We start from the raw sequence: 15,303 nt of genomic DNA, 5'->3' as shown, positions 1-15,303 counted from the left end.
GACGCGGCAGGGATGCCGAAACGCAGACTCAAGCCTATAGCTGGTGCTGCTGCATCCAGGCCTGAAAATCGGCCTCCCTCAGCGGCCGACTGAAGTGATAGCCCTGCCCCAATGAGCAGCCATGTTCACGCAAAGAGTCGAGTTGCCACTGGGTTTCGATGCCTTCGGCCACACACTCCAAACCCAGATTACGGGCGATAACCAGGATGGTCTGCACCAGCATCAGGCCGCTGCCGTCTTCGCCGTCCATGTCCCAGGTAAAGCTACGGTCGATCTTCAGGCGATCCAGCGGCAGGCGCTTGAGGTAAGTCAGCGAGGAATAACCGGTACCGAAATCATCGATGGCGAAACGCACGCCCAGCACCTTAAGTTCCTGCATGTTGCTGATGCACTGCTCGACATCCTCCAGCAGCACGCCCTCAGTGATTTCCAGCTCCAGCGCCGTGGCGGGCACCTGATGGCGCTGGAGACACTCGCTGATACGCGCCACACAACCGCGCTGGCGCAGCTCACGCGGGCTTAGATTGACCGCCAGCACCAGCTGCGGCCACTGCGGCAACCAGCGCGCCAGCGCGGCGCACGCCTGCTCCAGCACCCAGGCGCCTAGCTCCTCGATCAGACCCGTCTCCTCGGCCAGCGGGATAAAGTCGCCGGGCATGACTTCGCCGCGCTCCGGATGCACCCAGCGCAACAGCACTTCCGCGCCGGCAATACGCTCAGTGGCCAGCGCCAGTTGCGGCTGAAATACCAGATACAGCTGATTGCGTTGCACCGCCTGGCGCAGCTCGCTTTGCATCTGCAATCGCTGATCGATAGCCGCCTGCATCTCCGGGGCAAAGAAGTGCAAGGCGTTGCGCCCGCCCTGCTTGGCCCGGTACATGGCGGTATCGGCCTGTTTCAGCACATCAGCGGCTACCTGACTGCCAAAGGGGTGCAGGGCGATACCGATGCTGGCACTGATCGACAGCTCATGGCCATCGATCCAGCAGGTGCCAACCAGGCTTTTCAGCAGTTTTTCCGCAGTGACAGCCGCCGCTTCAGCTGCCAGTTGCGGGTTGCTGTCGAGCCCTTCGAGCAGCACCACAAACTCGTCGCCGCCCATCCGCGCCAGGGTATCTTCGGCGCGCAAACCACTGGCCAGCCGTGTTGTGACTTCACGCAAAAGGCCATCGCCGACCAGGTGGCCGAGGCTGTCGTTGACCGTTTTGAAGTGATCGAGGTCGATAAACAGCAGCGCGCCCAGGGTGTTTTCGCGCTGCTCGCGGTCCATCGCATGCTGCAGACGGTCGAGCATCAGGCGTCGATTGGGCAGGCCAGTGAGTTCGTCGCTGAAGGCCAGCCGTTCGATTTCACGCTGATAACGCTGACGCTCGGAAATATCGGTGACGCTGCCGCGAATCAGCACTGGCTCGCCGGGCATGCGCACCAGGCGCACCTCGCAAGGAATCTGCCGGCCTTTGCTGTCGCGGTGCAGCCAGTCGAACACCGGCGCCTCGCCGGCCATCGCCCGTTTTAAATAAACCCTCCCCAGCTCAGCCGTCAGCTGACCGTCCGCTTGCTTGCTTGGGCTTAGATCAAATACACGCTTAGTGGCGATTTCTTCGCGGCTGTAACGCAACAGGCGCAGGGCATTGTCATTGCACTCGACCAGCGTGCCGTTGAGGTCGAACAGCATGATCGCCTCGGGCGCATTCTCGACGATGGTGCGGTAGCGCGCCTCAGCCTGCAGGCGCTCGCTGATGTCTTCGACCAGCAGCAGTAACATGCGCACCCGACCGGTACTGTGGCGCACCGCACGCAGGCTGACGCGGGTATGCACCAGGCTGTCGTCGGCGCGGCGAAAGCGTTTTTCCAGCTCAAACCCTTCGCGGCGGCCGCTGAGTACCTGGTCGAGCAGCGGCAGTTCGTTGTGCAGGTCATCCTCCAGCGACAGCTCTTCCCAGCTCGACGCCAGCAGCTGTTCGCGCGAACGCCCGAGAATGCTGCAGAGCTTGTGGTTGACCTCCTCCCAGGCAAAGTTCGGGCAGGTCAGGGCCATGCCGATCAGCGGAGCCTCAAAGAACAGGCGCAGACGCTCATCCCGCTCACGCAGTTGCTGCTCGGCGTATTTGCGCGCGCTGACATCCTGCAATGCGCCATACACGCGCACCAACTCGGTCCCATCGCGCTCGGTAATGCCACGGATACGCAGCCAACGCGTCTTGCCCTTGGCAGTGAGCAGGCGCACTTCGATATCGAATTGTTCCAGTCCATCGATCAGCTGCTGCAGCACCTGCTCGGCCAGCACGCGACCGCTGGCATCCAGGTAGCTCAAGGCGCCATTGAGGTCAGGTGTGCCGTTTTTCGGGTCCAGTTCGTAGATGCGAAAGCAACCGGCGCTCCAGTCCATATCCAGCTCTGGCAGGTTCAGCACCCAGCCGCCGAGATTGGCGATGTGCTCGGTCTGGCTGAACAGGTAGCTCTGCTTGAGCAGCTCGTCGCTCTGTGAGCGCACCTGTGTGGCCAGTTGCTCGCGAGCGGTGACATCGCTCTGCAGGGCGACAAAATGACTGATGCCCTGGTCATCACGCATCGGCGCCAGGGTAAATTCGTTCCAGAACTGCTGGCCGTCCTTGCGGTAGTTACGCAGCACCACATCGCAGCCCATGCCCTCGCGAACGGCCTGCTGCAGGCGGCTCAAGCCTTGTTGCTGCTGGTCATCACGCAGGAGGAAATTCCAGTTGTTGCCCAAGGTCTCCTCGCGGCTGTAGCCGGTAATCTGCTCGAACGCCGGGTTGCAGTAGATCAGCGGCAACGCGGGCTGACGCGCATCAGCAATGATCACCCCCAGCGGGCTGGCCTCCAGCGCCAGGTTAGCCAGCGCCAGTTGCTGCTGCATCTGCGCACTGCGCGCCAACGCCTGACGCAGATCACTCAGGCTGCGCCCCACTAACAGCGTGGCGAGCATAAATAGCAGCACGCTGAAGTGCAGTTCCAGGCGCTGTGGATCAAGCCAGGCGGCGGTATCGCCCAAGCCACGCAGCAACGGCAGAATCAGCACCATCAATACGCTGAGCACCGCACCACAGACACCGCCGGCAAAGCCCCAGACCAAGGCCAGGCCCAGCATCATCACGCCAATCAACGGCAGATTTAGGGTCAGTGGCAACACCCCAAGGAGCCAGGGCATGCCAATTAACAGCAGCACCAACAGTGACCAGGGCGGCAACTGGCGCAACACCTCTGGCACCTGCTCGCAGCCGCTGCGCACGGGCACCGCCAGCCAACCGCACCGGCGCAGCCAAGGCGTCAGGTAAGCCAGCAAAGGGATGGCGATGGCCAGGGCAGTAAGGCTGTCGGCCAGCCATAAGGTCATACTGCCCGAGAGCAGCTCCTCCAGCGGCGCATGGCCGATCAGCCAGAGGTTGCCCTGCACCCCCAGCGCCATGGGAATGATCGGCAACAGCACGCCAAGCAGCATAAAGCGCAGTAAATGACTGAGGTCGGGCAGGGCCGGATCAAACGGGCGTAACCGCAACAACAGCCAAGCCAGCGCTACACCGAGGGTTTCCGGCAGCGCGTAGAGGGGAGCCCACTGCCACTCCAGCCCCCAGAGCGGGATCGATAACATGGCATTGAGGTACACCGCCAGCAGCACTCGCGGGCCCCACCACAGGGCAAACACCAGCGCCAGGGCAAACGGTGGATACCAGAGCGCCGCCCCGTCGGTGAACTGGGTCGCCAGGGACAGCCAGGTGGCCAGATGGAGCAATGGCAGCGGCAGCAACCAGGTCCATGGATAGAGGCGGTGGGGAACTGCAGGCATGCTGACCTCATGTCATCGCGCTGATAAAGCATAGTTCAGCGCAGTGATGACAGTATGCCAGTGCGTTCTAGACGGCGTCGCGCGGTAACAACAGCCCCAAGGGTAGGCACACCCGCGCTTCCAGCCCGCCACCGGAGCGGTTGCGCAACTCGACGCTGCCGCCGTGCAACGCGGCAATGCGCTTGACGATGGCCAGCCCCAACCCGGCACCCTGGCCGCCACGGGCGCGGTCACCACGGATAAAGGGGTTGACGATGCTACCCAGCTCAGCCGGATCAATGCCTGCACCGCGGTCTAGCACGCTGAGCACCACATAGGGCGCGCTGTGGTCGCCAGACAGGGAAACCGCCACTTCCACCGCATTGCCGCCGTAGCGCAAGGCGTTTTCGATCAGGTTGACCAGCAGCCGCTTGAGCGACACCCGACGCAACGGGAAGGCTGGTACGGACTCCAGACACAAACGCACCATTTCCTGCTTCTGGTTGTAGGGCGCAACCACTTCACGGATCAGCTCCAGCAGGTCGAGCTGTTCCAGCGGTTCGTCACGGCCGTCACGGATAAAGGCCAGGAACTGGTCGAGAATCGCATCCATGTCCTCGATATCGCGCACCATGTCCTCGGTCAGCTCCGAGTCGGTGTGCAGAAATTCCATGGACAAGCGCAGCCGGGTCAACGGCGTACGCAAGTCATGCGACACCCCGGCGAGCATCAACTCACGCTCGCGGGCCGCCTGCTCGACGTCTTCGGCCATCTGATTGAAGGCGCGGTACACCTCGGTCATCTCGCTCGGCGTATCCCCCACCGGTAGGCGCACGCTGCGCCCCTTACCGATCTGCCGGGCAGCAAATACCAGGCGCTTGAGCGGCGCACTGAGCTGACGCACGAAAATCCACGCCGCCGCCGTCGACAGCAGACCGATGGCCAGGAACCAGCCCAGCACACTCCAGATCCGCTGGCCACGCAGCGGGTGCGGATACAGTGGCACCCGCAGCCAGTCGTCGCCCAACGCTGGCGCATGCACCCAAAGCGCCGGTGGGCTCTTGGCGCGCACCCGCACCTCGGTGTCCGGGCCCAGCTCGGTACGCATCTGCCGCTCGAAAATCTCGCTGTACGGCCAGTGCTGCTCGGTGGCTGGCACCTGCTCGTGCGGCACGCGCTTGAGCCCGGCAGCCTCGGCGATGGTGGCGCGGTCTTCCGGGTCCGCCGCCCAGTAGGCGCGCAGGGTCAACGCCGCGCCGTGGCTGTATTGGCGATCGACCAGCACGTCCTCGTTCATCATCAGATAAACCAGGGTCAGCGCCTTGGAGAACAGCACCACGATCAACACCAGCCACAACGTGCGGGCGAAGAAGCTTTGCGGAAACCAGAGAGGGGTTTTCATCAAGGTCTATTTATTACCGTCCGGCACGAATACATAGCCGACGCCCCAGACCGTCTGGATATAGCGCGGCTTGGACGGGTCCGGCTCGATCAGCCGGCGCAGGCGGGAAATCTGCACATCAATGGAGCGCTCCAGGGCGTCCCACTCGCGGCCACGGGCCAAGTTCATCAGCTTGTCGCGGGTCAGCGGCTCGCGGGCGTGTTGCACCAGCGCCTTGAGCACGGCGAACTCGCCGGTGGTGAGCATATGCACCTCGTCACCCTTCTTCAGCTCGCGGGTGGCCAGGGACAGTTCGTATTCGCCGAAACTCACACTTTCGTCTTCGCTGCCCGGCGCGCCTGGCACTACCGCGACCTGGCGACGCAGCACAGCCTTGATCCGCGCCAGCAGCTCGCGTGGGTTGAACGGCTTGGCCAGGTAATCGTCAGCGCCCAGCTCCAGGCCCTGAATACGGCTGGCCTCGTCGCCCTTGGCGGTGAGCATGATGATCGGCACCTGATTGTTCGCCTCACGCAGGCGACGGCAGGCGGACAGGCCGTCCTCGCCCGGCAGCATCAGGTCGAGGACCACCAGGTTGAACAGCTCGCGGGCCAGCAGACGGTCCATCTGTTCAACGTTCTCTACCGCGCGCACGCGGTAGCCCTGCTCGTCGAAGAAGCGCTCAAGCAAGCGACGCAGACGAGCGTCGTCATCAACGATAAGGATTTTTTCGCCTTCAGCGGGAAGTGCAGTGCTGCTCATTCAGGGCTCCTTGTCCGGGCATCCGCCGGGCGCGGACGCGCTGGCAGTGTGCAATGGCCGGCATTATGGCTCAGGAGCCGCAGCCGACGTGCAGCCCATTGTTAGCAGATTTTTCCCCGACTGGTTCCCGGTGCGTTGCCGGGCAGTGTTTATAATGCGCGGCTTTCGTGTCTGGCCCGTGGTCTGCGTGGCCGGTTTTTCGTTTCAGTGTGGGTAGCTTTTTCTATGCTCAGCATCAACAACCGCATCGCCGAAGAACTGGGCGTACGCCCGCAACAGGTCGCCGCCGCCGTGGCGCTGCTCGATGAAGGCTCCACCGTGCCGTTTATCGCACGCTACCGCAAAGAGGTCACCGGCAGCCTGGATGACACCCAGCTGCGCAACCTGGAAGAGCGCCTGCGCTACCTGCGCGAACTCGACGAGCGCCGCGCCAGCATCCTCGCCAGCATCGAGGAACAGGGCAAGCTGACCCCGGAGCTGACCCGCGAAATCAACCTGGCCGAAACCAAGACCCGCCTGGAAGACCTGTACCTGCCGTTCAAGCAGAAGCGCCGCACCAAGGGCCAGATCGCCCTGGAAGCCGGCCTCGGCGAGCTGGCCGACGCGCTGTTTAACGACCCGACGCTGACGCCGGAAAGCGAAGCCGAACGTTTTATCGATGCGGAAAAGGGATTTGCCGACATCAAGGCTGTGCTCGAAGGCGCCAAGTACATCCTCATGGAGCGCTTCGCCGAGGACGCCAACCTGCTGGCCAGCCTGCGCAGCTACCTCAAGGACAACGCCATCCTCAGCGCCCGCGTGGTTGCCGGCAAAGAGAACGAAGGCGCCAAGTTCCGCGATTACTTCGAGCACGACGAGAAGCTCAAGGGCGCACCGTCACACCGCGCACTGGCGATCTTCCGTGGCCGTAATGAAGGCATTTTGAGCGCCAGCCTGAAAGTCGGCGACGAGCTTCCGGGCGGCGCTCCGTCGGGCAGTATGCACCCGTGCGAAGGCATGATCGGCGAGCGCTTCGGCATCAGCGCCCGTGGCCGCGCCGCGGATAAATGGCTGGGCGAAGTGGTGCGCTGGACCTGGAAGGTCAAGCTCTACACTCACCTGGAAACCGACCTGTTCGGCGAACTACGCGAAGGCGCCGAGGACGAGGCGATCAACGTATTTGCCCGTAACCTGCACGACCTGCTGCTAGCCGCCCCGGCCGGCCCGCGCGCCACCCTGGCACTGGACCCGGGCCTGCGCACCGGCTGCAAGGTGGCCGTGGTCGACGCCACCGGCAAAGTGCTGGAAACCTCCACGGTGTACCCGCACGCGCCACGTAATGACTGGGATGGCACCCTGGCGATCCTCGCCAAGCTGTGCGCCAAACATGCTGTCGACCTGATCTCCATCGGCAACGGTACTGCCAGCCGCGAGACCGACAAGCTGGCTGCCGACCTGATCAAGAAACTGCCGGGCCTGAATCTGACCAAGGTCATGGTCTCTGAAGCCGGCGCCTCGGTGTACTCGGCGTCCGAGTTGGCCGCCAAAGAGTTCCCGGACATGGACGTGTCGCTGCGCGGTGCCGTATCCATCGCCCGCCGCCTGCAGGATCCACTGGCGGAACTGGTAAAGATCGACCCGAAATCCATTGGCGTCGGCCAGTACCAGCACGACGTGTCGCAGCTCAAGCTGGCGCGCTCGCTGGATGCGGTGGTCGAGGACTGCGTAAACGCCGTCGGCGTGGATGTGAACACCGCCTCCGCTGCCCTGCTGGCGCGGATTTCCGGCCTTAACACCACCCTAGCGCAGAATATCGTGGCGCACCGCGACGCCAACGGCGCGTTCAACAGCCGCGCCGACCTGCTCAAAGTGCCGCGTCTGGGCGACAAGACCTTTGAGCAGGCCGCTGGCTTCCTGCGTGTAATGAACGGCAGCAACCCACTCGACGCATCCGCCGTGCACCCGGAAACCTACCCGCTGGTGCAGCGCATTGCTGCCGACACCGGCCGCGATATTCGCTCGCTGATCGGCGACTCGGGCTTCCTCAAGCGTCTCGATCCGAAGCAATTCACCGACGACAAGTTCGGACTGGTGACCATCGGCGACATCCTCAGCGAGCTGGAAAAACCCGGCCGCGACCCGCGCCCCGAGTTCAAGACTGCCGAGTTCCAGGAAGGCGTGGAAACACTCAACGACCTCAAACTGGGGATGATGCTCGAAGGCGTAGTCACCAACGTGACCAACTTCGGCGCCTTCGTCGACATCGGCGTGCACCAGGACGGTCTGGTGCATATCTCGGCGCTGTCGGAGAAGTTCATCAAAGACCCGCATGAGGCGGTCAAGGCCGGCGACGTGGTCAAGGTCAAGGTCATGGAAGTGGACATTCCACGTAACCGTATCGCCCTGTCGATGCGCATGGGCGACACCCCAGGTGAGAAAATCGAAGGGACGCGTGGCGGGCAATCCCGTGGCGGCAAGCCCGCCGGCAATGCACCGCGTAGCGAGCGTCACTCCAGCCAGGAAAAGCCGGCTCCGGCCAGCGGCGGCATGGCAGCGCTGTTTGCCAACGCTAAACAACTGAAGAAATAAGCCAACGCCCGCAGGCCCACGGACATACGATCTATGTCCGTGGGCCCCGCGCCCGCCTCTCGCGCGTCGCTCTGGCGCAAAAGCACAGCGCCCAGCTATAACCTTCTTCACCCGCCTCGGGTTATAAAGCGCTATCGACCGCTGATCGCGGTTTTCTCGCCCCCTTGTAGAGCACGCCTGTCGTCCCCATATTGAGGCGACCGATGCGTGAAGGAATGCAATCTTGAGCGACCTGTTACCCCGCCGCCTGGCCCAGCTTGGCGAGCGCGCCAACCTCTCCCTGCTTTCCCAATGCCTGCACGGTATCGAGCGCGAATGCCTGCGCGTCGATGGCGACGGCCAACTAGCGCTGACGCCGCACCCGGCTGCCCTCGGCTCGGCGCTGACTCACGCGCAGATCACCACCGACTATTCCGAATCGCTGCTGGAATTTATCACCCCGGCCGAGCCTGACCCGGCAACGACCCTGGCAGATCTAGAACAGATCCACCGTTTCGCCTACAGCAAGCTGGATGGCGAATACCTGTGGAGTCCATCGATGCCCTGCGCCCTGCCGGACGAAGAGACGATCCCGATCGCCCGCTACGGCAGCTCACATATCGGCGAACTCAAGTACGTCTACCGCAAGGGCCTGGCCCTGCGTTATGGCAAAACCATGCAGTGCATCGCTGGCATCCATTACAACTTCTCGCTGCCAGAAACGCTGTGGCAACTGCAGCAGCAAGCCGAAGGCGATACGCGCAGCGCGCGGGACTATCAGTCGGCACGTTATATCGCCCTGATCCGTAACTTCCGCCGCTACAGCTGGCTGCTGATGTACCTGTTCGGCGCCTCGCCGGCGCTGCACAAGGGCTTTATGCGCGGCCGCCCGCACCAGCTGCAGGAGCTGGACGCAGTAACCCTCTACCTGCCCTATGCCACCAGCCTGCGCATGAGCGACCTGGGCTACCAGAGCAATGCCCAAGCCGGCCTGACGCCCTGCTACAACGACCTGACCAGCTACACCGACAGCCTGCGCCAGGCCGTCGGTACGCCATACCCGCCCTATGTGGAAATCGGTGCGAAGAAGGACGGCGAGTGGCTGCAGCTGAATACCAACATCCTGCAGATCGAGAACGAGTACTACTCGAATATCCGCCCGAAACGCGTGACCTACAGCGGCGAGCGGCCGATTCAGGCGCTGATGGCCCGTGGCGTGCAGTATGTGGAAGTGCGCTGCCTGGACATCAACCCCTTCCTGCCATTAGGGATCGACCTGACCGAATCGCGTTTCCTCGATGCCTTCCTGTTGTTCTGCGCACTGCAAGACAGTCCGCTGCTGGAAAGCGGTGAATGCCACGCCTGCTCCGATAACTTCCTCAGCGTGGTTAAGGAAGGTCGCCGGCCAGGCCTGCAACTGCAGCGCAACGGACAGCCAGTGGTGCTGCAATCCTGGGCCAGTGAGCTGCTTGAGCAAATCCTGCCGCTGGCCGAACTGCTCGACCAGAATCTGGGCAGCAATGCCCACAAGCACGCTTTGCAGGCGCAACAAGCCAAGGTCGCCGATCCGAGCCTGACGCCGTCCGCGCAAGTACTCGCAGAGCTGCAACAGGGTTTGAGCTTTACCGAATTCGCCCTGCGTCAAAGCAAACTGCACGCCGAATACTTCCGCAGCCAGCCACTGAGCACTGAACAGCAAGCAGCCTTCGAAGTCAGCACCGCTCAATCGCTGCAGCAACAGGCCGAGCTGGAAGCGCATGAAGATGGCGACTTCGACAGCTTTGCTGCCGCCTATCAGGCCAGCATTCTGGCCCTGGCGGTCTAAATCCAGCTCGGTGAGTACGCCGGTCTGAATCAGGCCGGCATTTCGCCAACTGCATCACATAAACTGCCAGCGGTGGCAAAAGCGGGATCAGCGGCGCAGCCCTGCCTGGGCGATGCGGCTAGCATTGCACGGGTAAATCCACTGCGAGCTGCCACCATGGCCTGCGCCGACCTCAACACGGAAGATGACCAGCACTGGAGCCTGGAAAGCCTCAACAAGGCTTACCAACAAGGCTACATGGCAGGCATGACCGGACAAACCAACACCCCGCGCGGGCTCGCCGCCGATGTGCTGATCGCCGCCTGGGAAGCCGGCTGGGACGACGGCCACGAGCAATTCGAGCTGCACAAACGCTACAGCGCCTGATCCCCCGCCCTAGCCAACACCCGCCCTGAAACTCTTCCTCGCCTGCAGCACTTCAGCCTGCGTGGCCGCGTATCACCTTGCCTTTGATCGGCGTTTGCTTTGCCGCAGCGACTTAATTCGATTTTTATTCGATATAAATCGATTAAATTCCGTTCATCGTCTTATATTTTGCTTTTAAAGCCGATTTTTATCGGATATAAATAGGCCATCCACTGCCATGACTCACCCACGAGGCATGGCACAGTCGCAGGCCTCTGCTAGTGTCAGATGACCGCCCCAACTGCTCTTGAGGTGCTAAAACCATGCCCCGTATCGTTACCGTCGCTGCCACCCAGATGACCTGTTCCTGGGACACCGCCGCGAATCTCGCCAACGCTGAGCGGTTGGTGCGTCAGGCCGCCGGCAAGGGCGCGCAGATCATCCTGCTGCAAGAGCTGTTCGAGGCCCCGTACTTCTGCCAGAAGCCCAACCCGGACTATCTGCAGCTGGCCACGCCGGCCGAGAGCAACCCGGCGATCCTGCACTTCCAGAAAATCGCCAAGGAACTGCAAGTGGTACTGCCGATCAGCTTCTACGAGCTGGCCGGGCGGGCGCGCTTCAACAGCATCGCAATCATTGACGCCGACGGCAGTAACCTCGGGATTTATCGGAAAAGTCATATCCCGGACGGCCCGGGCTACCACGAGAAGTACTACTTCAACCCCGGCGACACCGGCTTCAAGGTATGGAATACGCGCTACGCCAAGATCGGCGTAGGCATCTGCTGGGACCAGTGGTTCCCCGAGTGCGCGCGCAGCATGGCGCTGCTCGGTGCCGAAATTCTGTTCTACCCGACCGCCATCGGCACCGAGCCGCATGACCCAAGCATCAGCTCGCGCGACCATTGGCAGCGCGTACAGCAGGGCCACGCCGGCGCTAACCTGATGCCGCTGATCGCCAGCAACCGCATCGGCCGTGAAGACCAGGGCGACTACCACATCAACTTCTACGGCTCGTCGTTTATTGCCGACCAATTCGGCGCCATGGTGCAGGAAGCCAACGAAACCGACGAAGCGGTGCTGATGCACAGCTTCGACCTGGATCAGCTGGAGCACATCCGCAGCGCCTGGGGTAGCTTCCGTGACCGCCGCCCGAACCTCTACGGCCCGTTGAAAACCCTCGACGGCCATCTGACCTCCGAATAAAAACGCCTCGTAGGATGGGTTGAGTCGCGCAGCGTTGATACCCATCATGCCCCTCGATGGGTATCAACCCTCGCCCCATCCGTCCCTGCTCAATGTTTTGGTGAACCTATGACAACCCTGACGACTACCCCACGCGCCGACGGCTTCCGCATGCCTGCCGAATGGGAAAGCCACAGCCAGACCTGGATGGTTTGGCCCGAGCGCCCGGACAATTGGCGCCTGGGCGGCAAGCCTGCGCAAGCCGCGTTCACTGCAGTAGCCAGGGCGATTGCCGAGTTTGAACCGGTAACCGTGTGCGTGTCCGCCGGCCAGTATGAAAACGCCAGTGAGCGCCTGGCCCACGCCAATATCCGCGTGGTGGAGATCACCACCGACGATGCCTGGGTGCGCGACACCGGGCCGACCTTCGTCACCAATAACAGCGGCGAAGTGCGTGGCGTGGACTGGGCGTTCAACGCCTGGGGCGGTCTGAATGGCGGGTTGTACGCCAACTGGGTGCGTGACGATCAGGTAGCGCGCAAGATCCTGCAGATCGAAGGGCAGCAGCGCTACCGTACCGATGCGCTGATCCTTGAAGGCGGTTCGATCCACGTCGACGGCGAAGGCACCTTGATCACCACCGAGGAATGCCTGCTCAACCCCAACCGCAACCCGCACCTGAGCCGCGAACAGATCGAGCAGTACCTGGCCGATCACTTGGCCATCGACAGCGTAATCTGGCTGCCGGACGGCCTGTTCAATGACGAGACCGACGGCCACGTCGATAACTTCTGTTGCTACGTGCGCCCCGGCGAAGTGCTGCTGGCCTGGACCGACGATGCCAACGACCCCAACTACCTACGCTGCCAAGCCGCCATGCGCGTGCTGGAAAGCGTGCGGGATGCCAAGGGCCGTAAGTTAGTCGTACACAAGATGCCAATTCCCGGCCCGCTGTATGCGACAGATGAAGAATGCGCCGGGGTCGATCTGGCGGCCGGCACCCAGGAGCGTGATCCGTCGATCCGCCTGGCCGGCTCCTACGTCAACTTCCTGATCGTCAACGGCGGCATCATCGCGCCCAAGTTCGACGACCCCAAGGATGCCGAGGCAGAAGCGATTCTGCAGCGCCTGTTCCCGCAGCACCGCGTAGTCATGGTTCCAGGCCGCGAAATTCTCCTGGGCGGTGGCAATATCCACTGCATCACCCAGCAGCAACCTGCTCCGCAACAAGGCTAAGCGCAGCCCTCAGCAGGTGTTCGTGCGCAGTACGAGCACCTGCTGAGGCATATATCAGCGCGCGGATGTTAGGCTGAGCCCATGAAGCCAACTCCTATAGCGCCCGACGACCTGCCACAACACAGCCGCACTGAAAGCGATGCCATTGCCCAAGCGCTCGCTGACGGCAAAAACAAACGCGTGCGCAAACTGCTCGCCCGCATGCACCCTGGCAAAATCGCCGCCCTGCTGGAGCGCCTCGACAGCGCGCAACGCCTGGCGCTATGGCAACAGATCAACCCCGATCTGGAAGAACGCACCTTGCAGCACCTCAGCCTCACCCTGAAAGCCGAGTTGCTCGGTGATTCGTCCGAGACCAATCCAGCGCCGGGCGAGCTGACGGACAACCTGCATCAAAGCAATCATCTTGAAGCCGTGCGCCAGGCACTGGCCCAGGGCAAGCTGAAACGCCTGGGTAAACTGCTGCAGCGCATGCACCCCGCCAAAGTCGCCGGGCTGTTGGAAGCATTGCCGCCCGCTGAACGGCAACGCGCCTGGAGCATGGTTGAGACCGAGCGGGCCGGCAAAGTGCTCACCTATCTGCATGATGAGATCCGCACCGCGCTAGCACTGGAACTCGACCCTGAGGACCTGATCGCCGCCACCGCACAGCTCGAGCTGGATGATCGCGTCGACCTGATTCAGGCCTTACCAGCCAAACTGGGTAACCAGCTGTTGCACGCCAGCAGCGCGGCGCAGCGCCAGCAGCTTGAGTCGATGCTGTCCTACCCCGAGGACTCAGCTGGCGGCCTGATGAACGCCGACCCGATTCAGGTTCGCGCCGACGTTCGGGCTGGGGCAGTGCTGCGCTACTTGCGCTTGCTCGAACGCCTACCGCCGCAGACTGACCTGCTGATGGTGGTGGACCGTAAAGGCCATTATCAAGGCGCGCTACGCCTCAGCGAGCTGGTCACCGCCGAACTCGACCAGCGCGTCAGCGAGTTGATGCACGACGACATCACCGGCATCGCCGTCGATACCAGCGGCAACGAAGTGGCCCGACTGTTTCAGGACCACGACCTGCTGTCTGCACCGGTGGTCGATGCCAGCAACCGGCTGATCGGCCGAATCACTGTGGACGACGTAATCGATCTGATCCGCGAAGACTCCGACCGCGCCTTGATGCACATGGCGGGCCTCGACGATGAGGCCGACATCTTTGCCCCCGTACTGGTCAGCGCACGTCGTCGCGCCCTGTGGCTGGGCATCAACCTGCTCACGGCCTTCGGCGCGGCCTGGGTTATCGGCTTATTTCAGGCGACGTTGGAGCAGCTGGTGGCCCTCGCGGTGCTGATGCCAATTGTGGCGAGCATGGGTGGCATCGCCGGCAGCCAGACCCTGACCTTAGTGATCCGCGGTCTGGCGCTAGGCCAGGTGCAGAAAGGCAACATCCGCATTCTGCTAAACCGCGAACTGGGTATCTCCATCCTCAACGGCATACTCTGGTCGGTGGTGATCGCCCTGCTGGCGGTGCTGTGGTTTGGCAATTGGGGGATTGGTGCCGTACTCGGCGCGGCCATTCTGCTCAACTTGCTGTGCGCCACACTGGCCGGCTGGGGCATTCCGTTATTGCTGCACCGCATGGGTATTGACCCAGCGCTGGCCGGCAGCGTGATTCTGACCACCGTGACCGATGTGATCGGCTTTTTTGCCTTTCTCGGCCTGGCCACCCTGTTGTTGCTCTAGCCAGGCAGGACGATGGCCCATAGCCAACACTGAACGACAACGCCCGGCTTAAGCCGGGCGTATTTTTCAATCCTGCATGGCTTCGGTGAACTGACCGATAGCATCCACCACACGCTGGGCTTCATCACGAATTTCCAGCATCACTGCACCGGCCTTGTTGGCCAATAGCACGCCCTGTTCAGTCTTCTGCTTGCTGCCATCCATGCCACTGACCGCTTTCAGCGCTAGATCATGGTTGAGGCGCACGACGTCGTTAATCTCGACTGTAGCCTGGCTGGTGCGGGCCGCCAGGTTACGCACCTCGTCCGCCACAACGGCAAAACCGCGCCCCTGCTCGCCAGCACGGGCAGCTTCAATGGCTGCATTCAGCGCCAGTAAATTGGTTTGCTCGGCGATACCGCGAATAACTTGGACAATGCTGCTGATACGTTCGGACTGGGTGTTCAAGGCGCCAATATTCTCGGAAACATGCGTCAGCTCCTCGGCAATGCCACGTACCACCTGCATTGTTTTT

The 15,303-nt window shown here is 62.3% G+C and carries 9 protein-coding genes and 1 pseudogene; 6 read left to right on the top strand and 4 right to left on the bottom strand.

What is annotated here, in order from left to right; all coding sequences use genetic code 11:
* Positions 1–34 precede the first annotated feature (34 nt).
* The 3 genes from ACIGEK_RS04830 to ompR all read right to left on the bottom strand — a co-directional run bounded on the left by ACIGEK_RS04830 (position 35) and on the right by ompR (position 5,927).
* Positions 35–3,805, bottom strand: coding sequence for an EAL domain-containing protein (locus tag ACIGEK_RS04830; RefSeq protein ID WP_397492197.1), 3,771 nt, complete (start codon positions 3,803–3,805; stop codon positions 35–37).
* A 67-nt stretch (positions 3,806–3,872) separates the two neighbouring features.
* Positions 3,873–5,186 (bottom strand): ATP-binding protein, encoded by a 1,314-nt coding sequence (locus tag ACIGEK_RS04825; RefSeq protein ID WP_397492196.1) that lies wholly within the window; start codon positions 5,184–5,186, stop codon positions 3,873–3,875.
* Between the two features lie 6 nt (positions 5,187–5,192).
* On the bottom strand, positions 5,193–5,927 hold the full coding sequence (gene ompR, locus ACIGEK_RS04820; protein WP_397492195.1) for a two-component system response regulator OmpR: 735 nt from the start codon (positions 5,925–5,927) through the stop codon (positions 5,193–5,195).
* Positions 5,928–6,152: 225 nt separating this feature from the next.
* Between ompR and ACIGEK_RS04815 the strand changes: the two genes are divergently transcribed.
* The 6 genes from ACIGEK_RS04815 (at position 6,153) to mgtE (ending at position 14,789) form a co-directional block, all read left to right on the top strand.
* Positions 6,153–8,495: a Tex family protein gene (locus ACIGEK_RS04815; RefSeq protein ID WP_397492194.1), complete on the top strand. Its 2,343-nt coding sequence runs from the start codon at positions 6,153–6,155 to the stop codon at positions 8,493–8,495.
* Between the two features lie 223 nt (positions 8,496–8,718).
* The gene (gshA, locus tag ACIGEK_RS04810; RefSeq protein WP_397492193.1) at positions 8,719–10,299 is read left to right on the top strand and encodes a glutamate--cysteine ligase; all 1,581 of its coding nucleotides are present in this window, start codon (positions 8,719–8,721) and stop codon (positions 10,297–10,299) included.
* Positions 10,300–10,455: 156 nt separating this feature from the next.
* Entirely contained in the window at positions 10,456–10,665 is a 210-nt protein-coding gene (gene rmf, locus ACIGEK_RS04805; RefSeq protein WP_304870380.1) for a ribosome modulation factor, read from the top strand.
* Positions 10,666–10,967: 302 nt separating this feature from the next.
* Positions 10,968–11,849: an N-carbamoylputrescine amidase gene (aguB, locus tag ACIGEK_RS04800; protein ID WP_397492192.1), complete on the top strand. Its 882-nt coding sequence runs from the start codon at positions 10,968–10,970 to the stop codon at positions 11,847–11,849.
* A gap of 108 nt (positions 11,850–11,957) precedes the next feature.
* Positions 11,958–13,064, top strand: coding sequence for an agmatine deiminase (gene aguA / locus ACIGEK_RS04795; RefSeq protein WP_397492191.1), 1,107 nt, complete (start codon positions 11,958–11,960; stop codon positions 13,062–13,064).
* Between the two features lie 81 nt (positions 13,065–13,145).
* Positions 13,146–14,789 (top strand): magnesium transporter, encoded by a 1,644-nt coding sequence (gene mgtE, locus ACIGEK_RS04790; RefSeq protein ID WP_397492190.1) that lies wholly within the window; start codon positions 13,146–13,148, stop codon positions 14,787–14,789.
* Positions 14,790–14,855: 66 nt separating this feature from the next.
* Here the strand turns inward: mgtE and ACIGEK_RS04785 are convergent.
* Positions 14,856–15,296, bottom strand: a pseudogene (locus ACIGEK_RS04785) (methyl-accepting chemotaxis protein); the annotation flags it as partial.
* Between the last annotated feature and the right edge of the window lie 7 nt (positions 15,297–15,303).

It is taken from the genome of Pseudomonas sp. NPDC079086, assembly GCF_044542155.1.
Taxonomy (GTDB): Bacteria; Pseudomonadota; Gammaproteobacteria; order Pseudomonadales; family Pseudomonadaceae; genus Aquipseudomonas.
The sequence above is the reverse complement of the archived record's forward strand: the minus strand, read 5'-3'. Positions and strand labels throughout refer to the sequence as shown.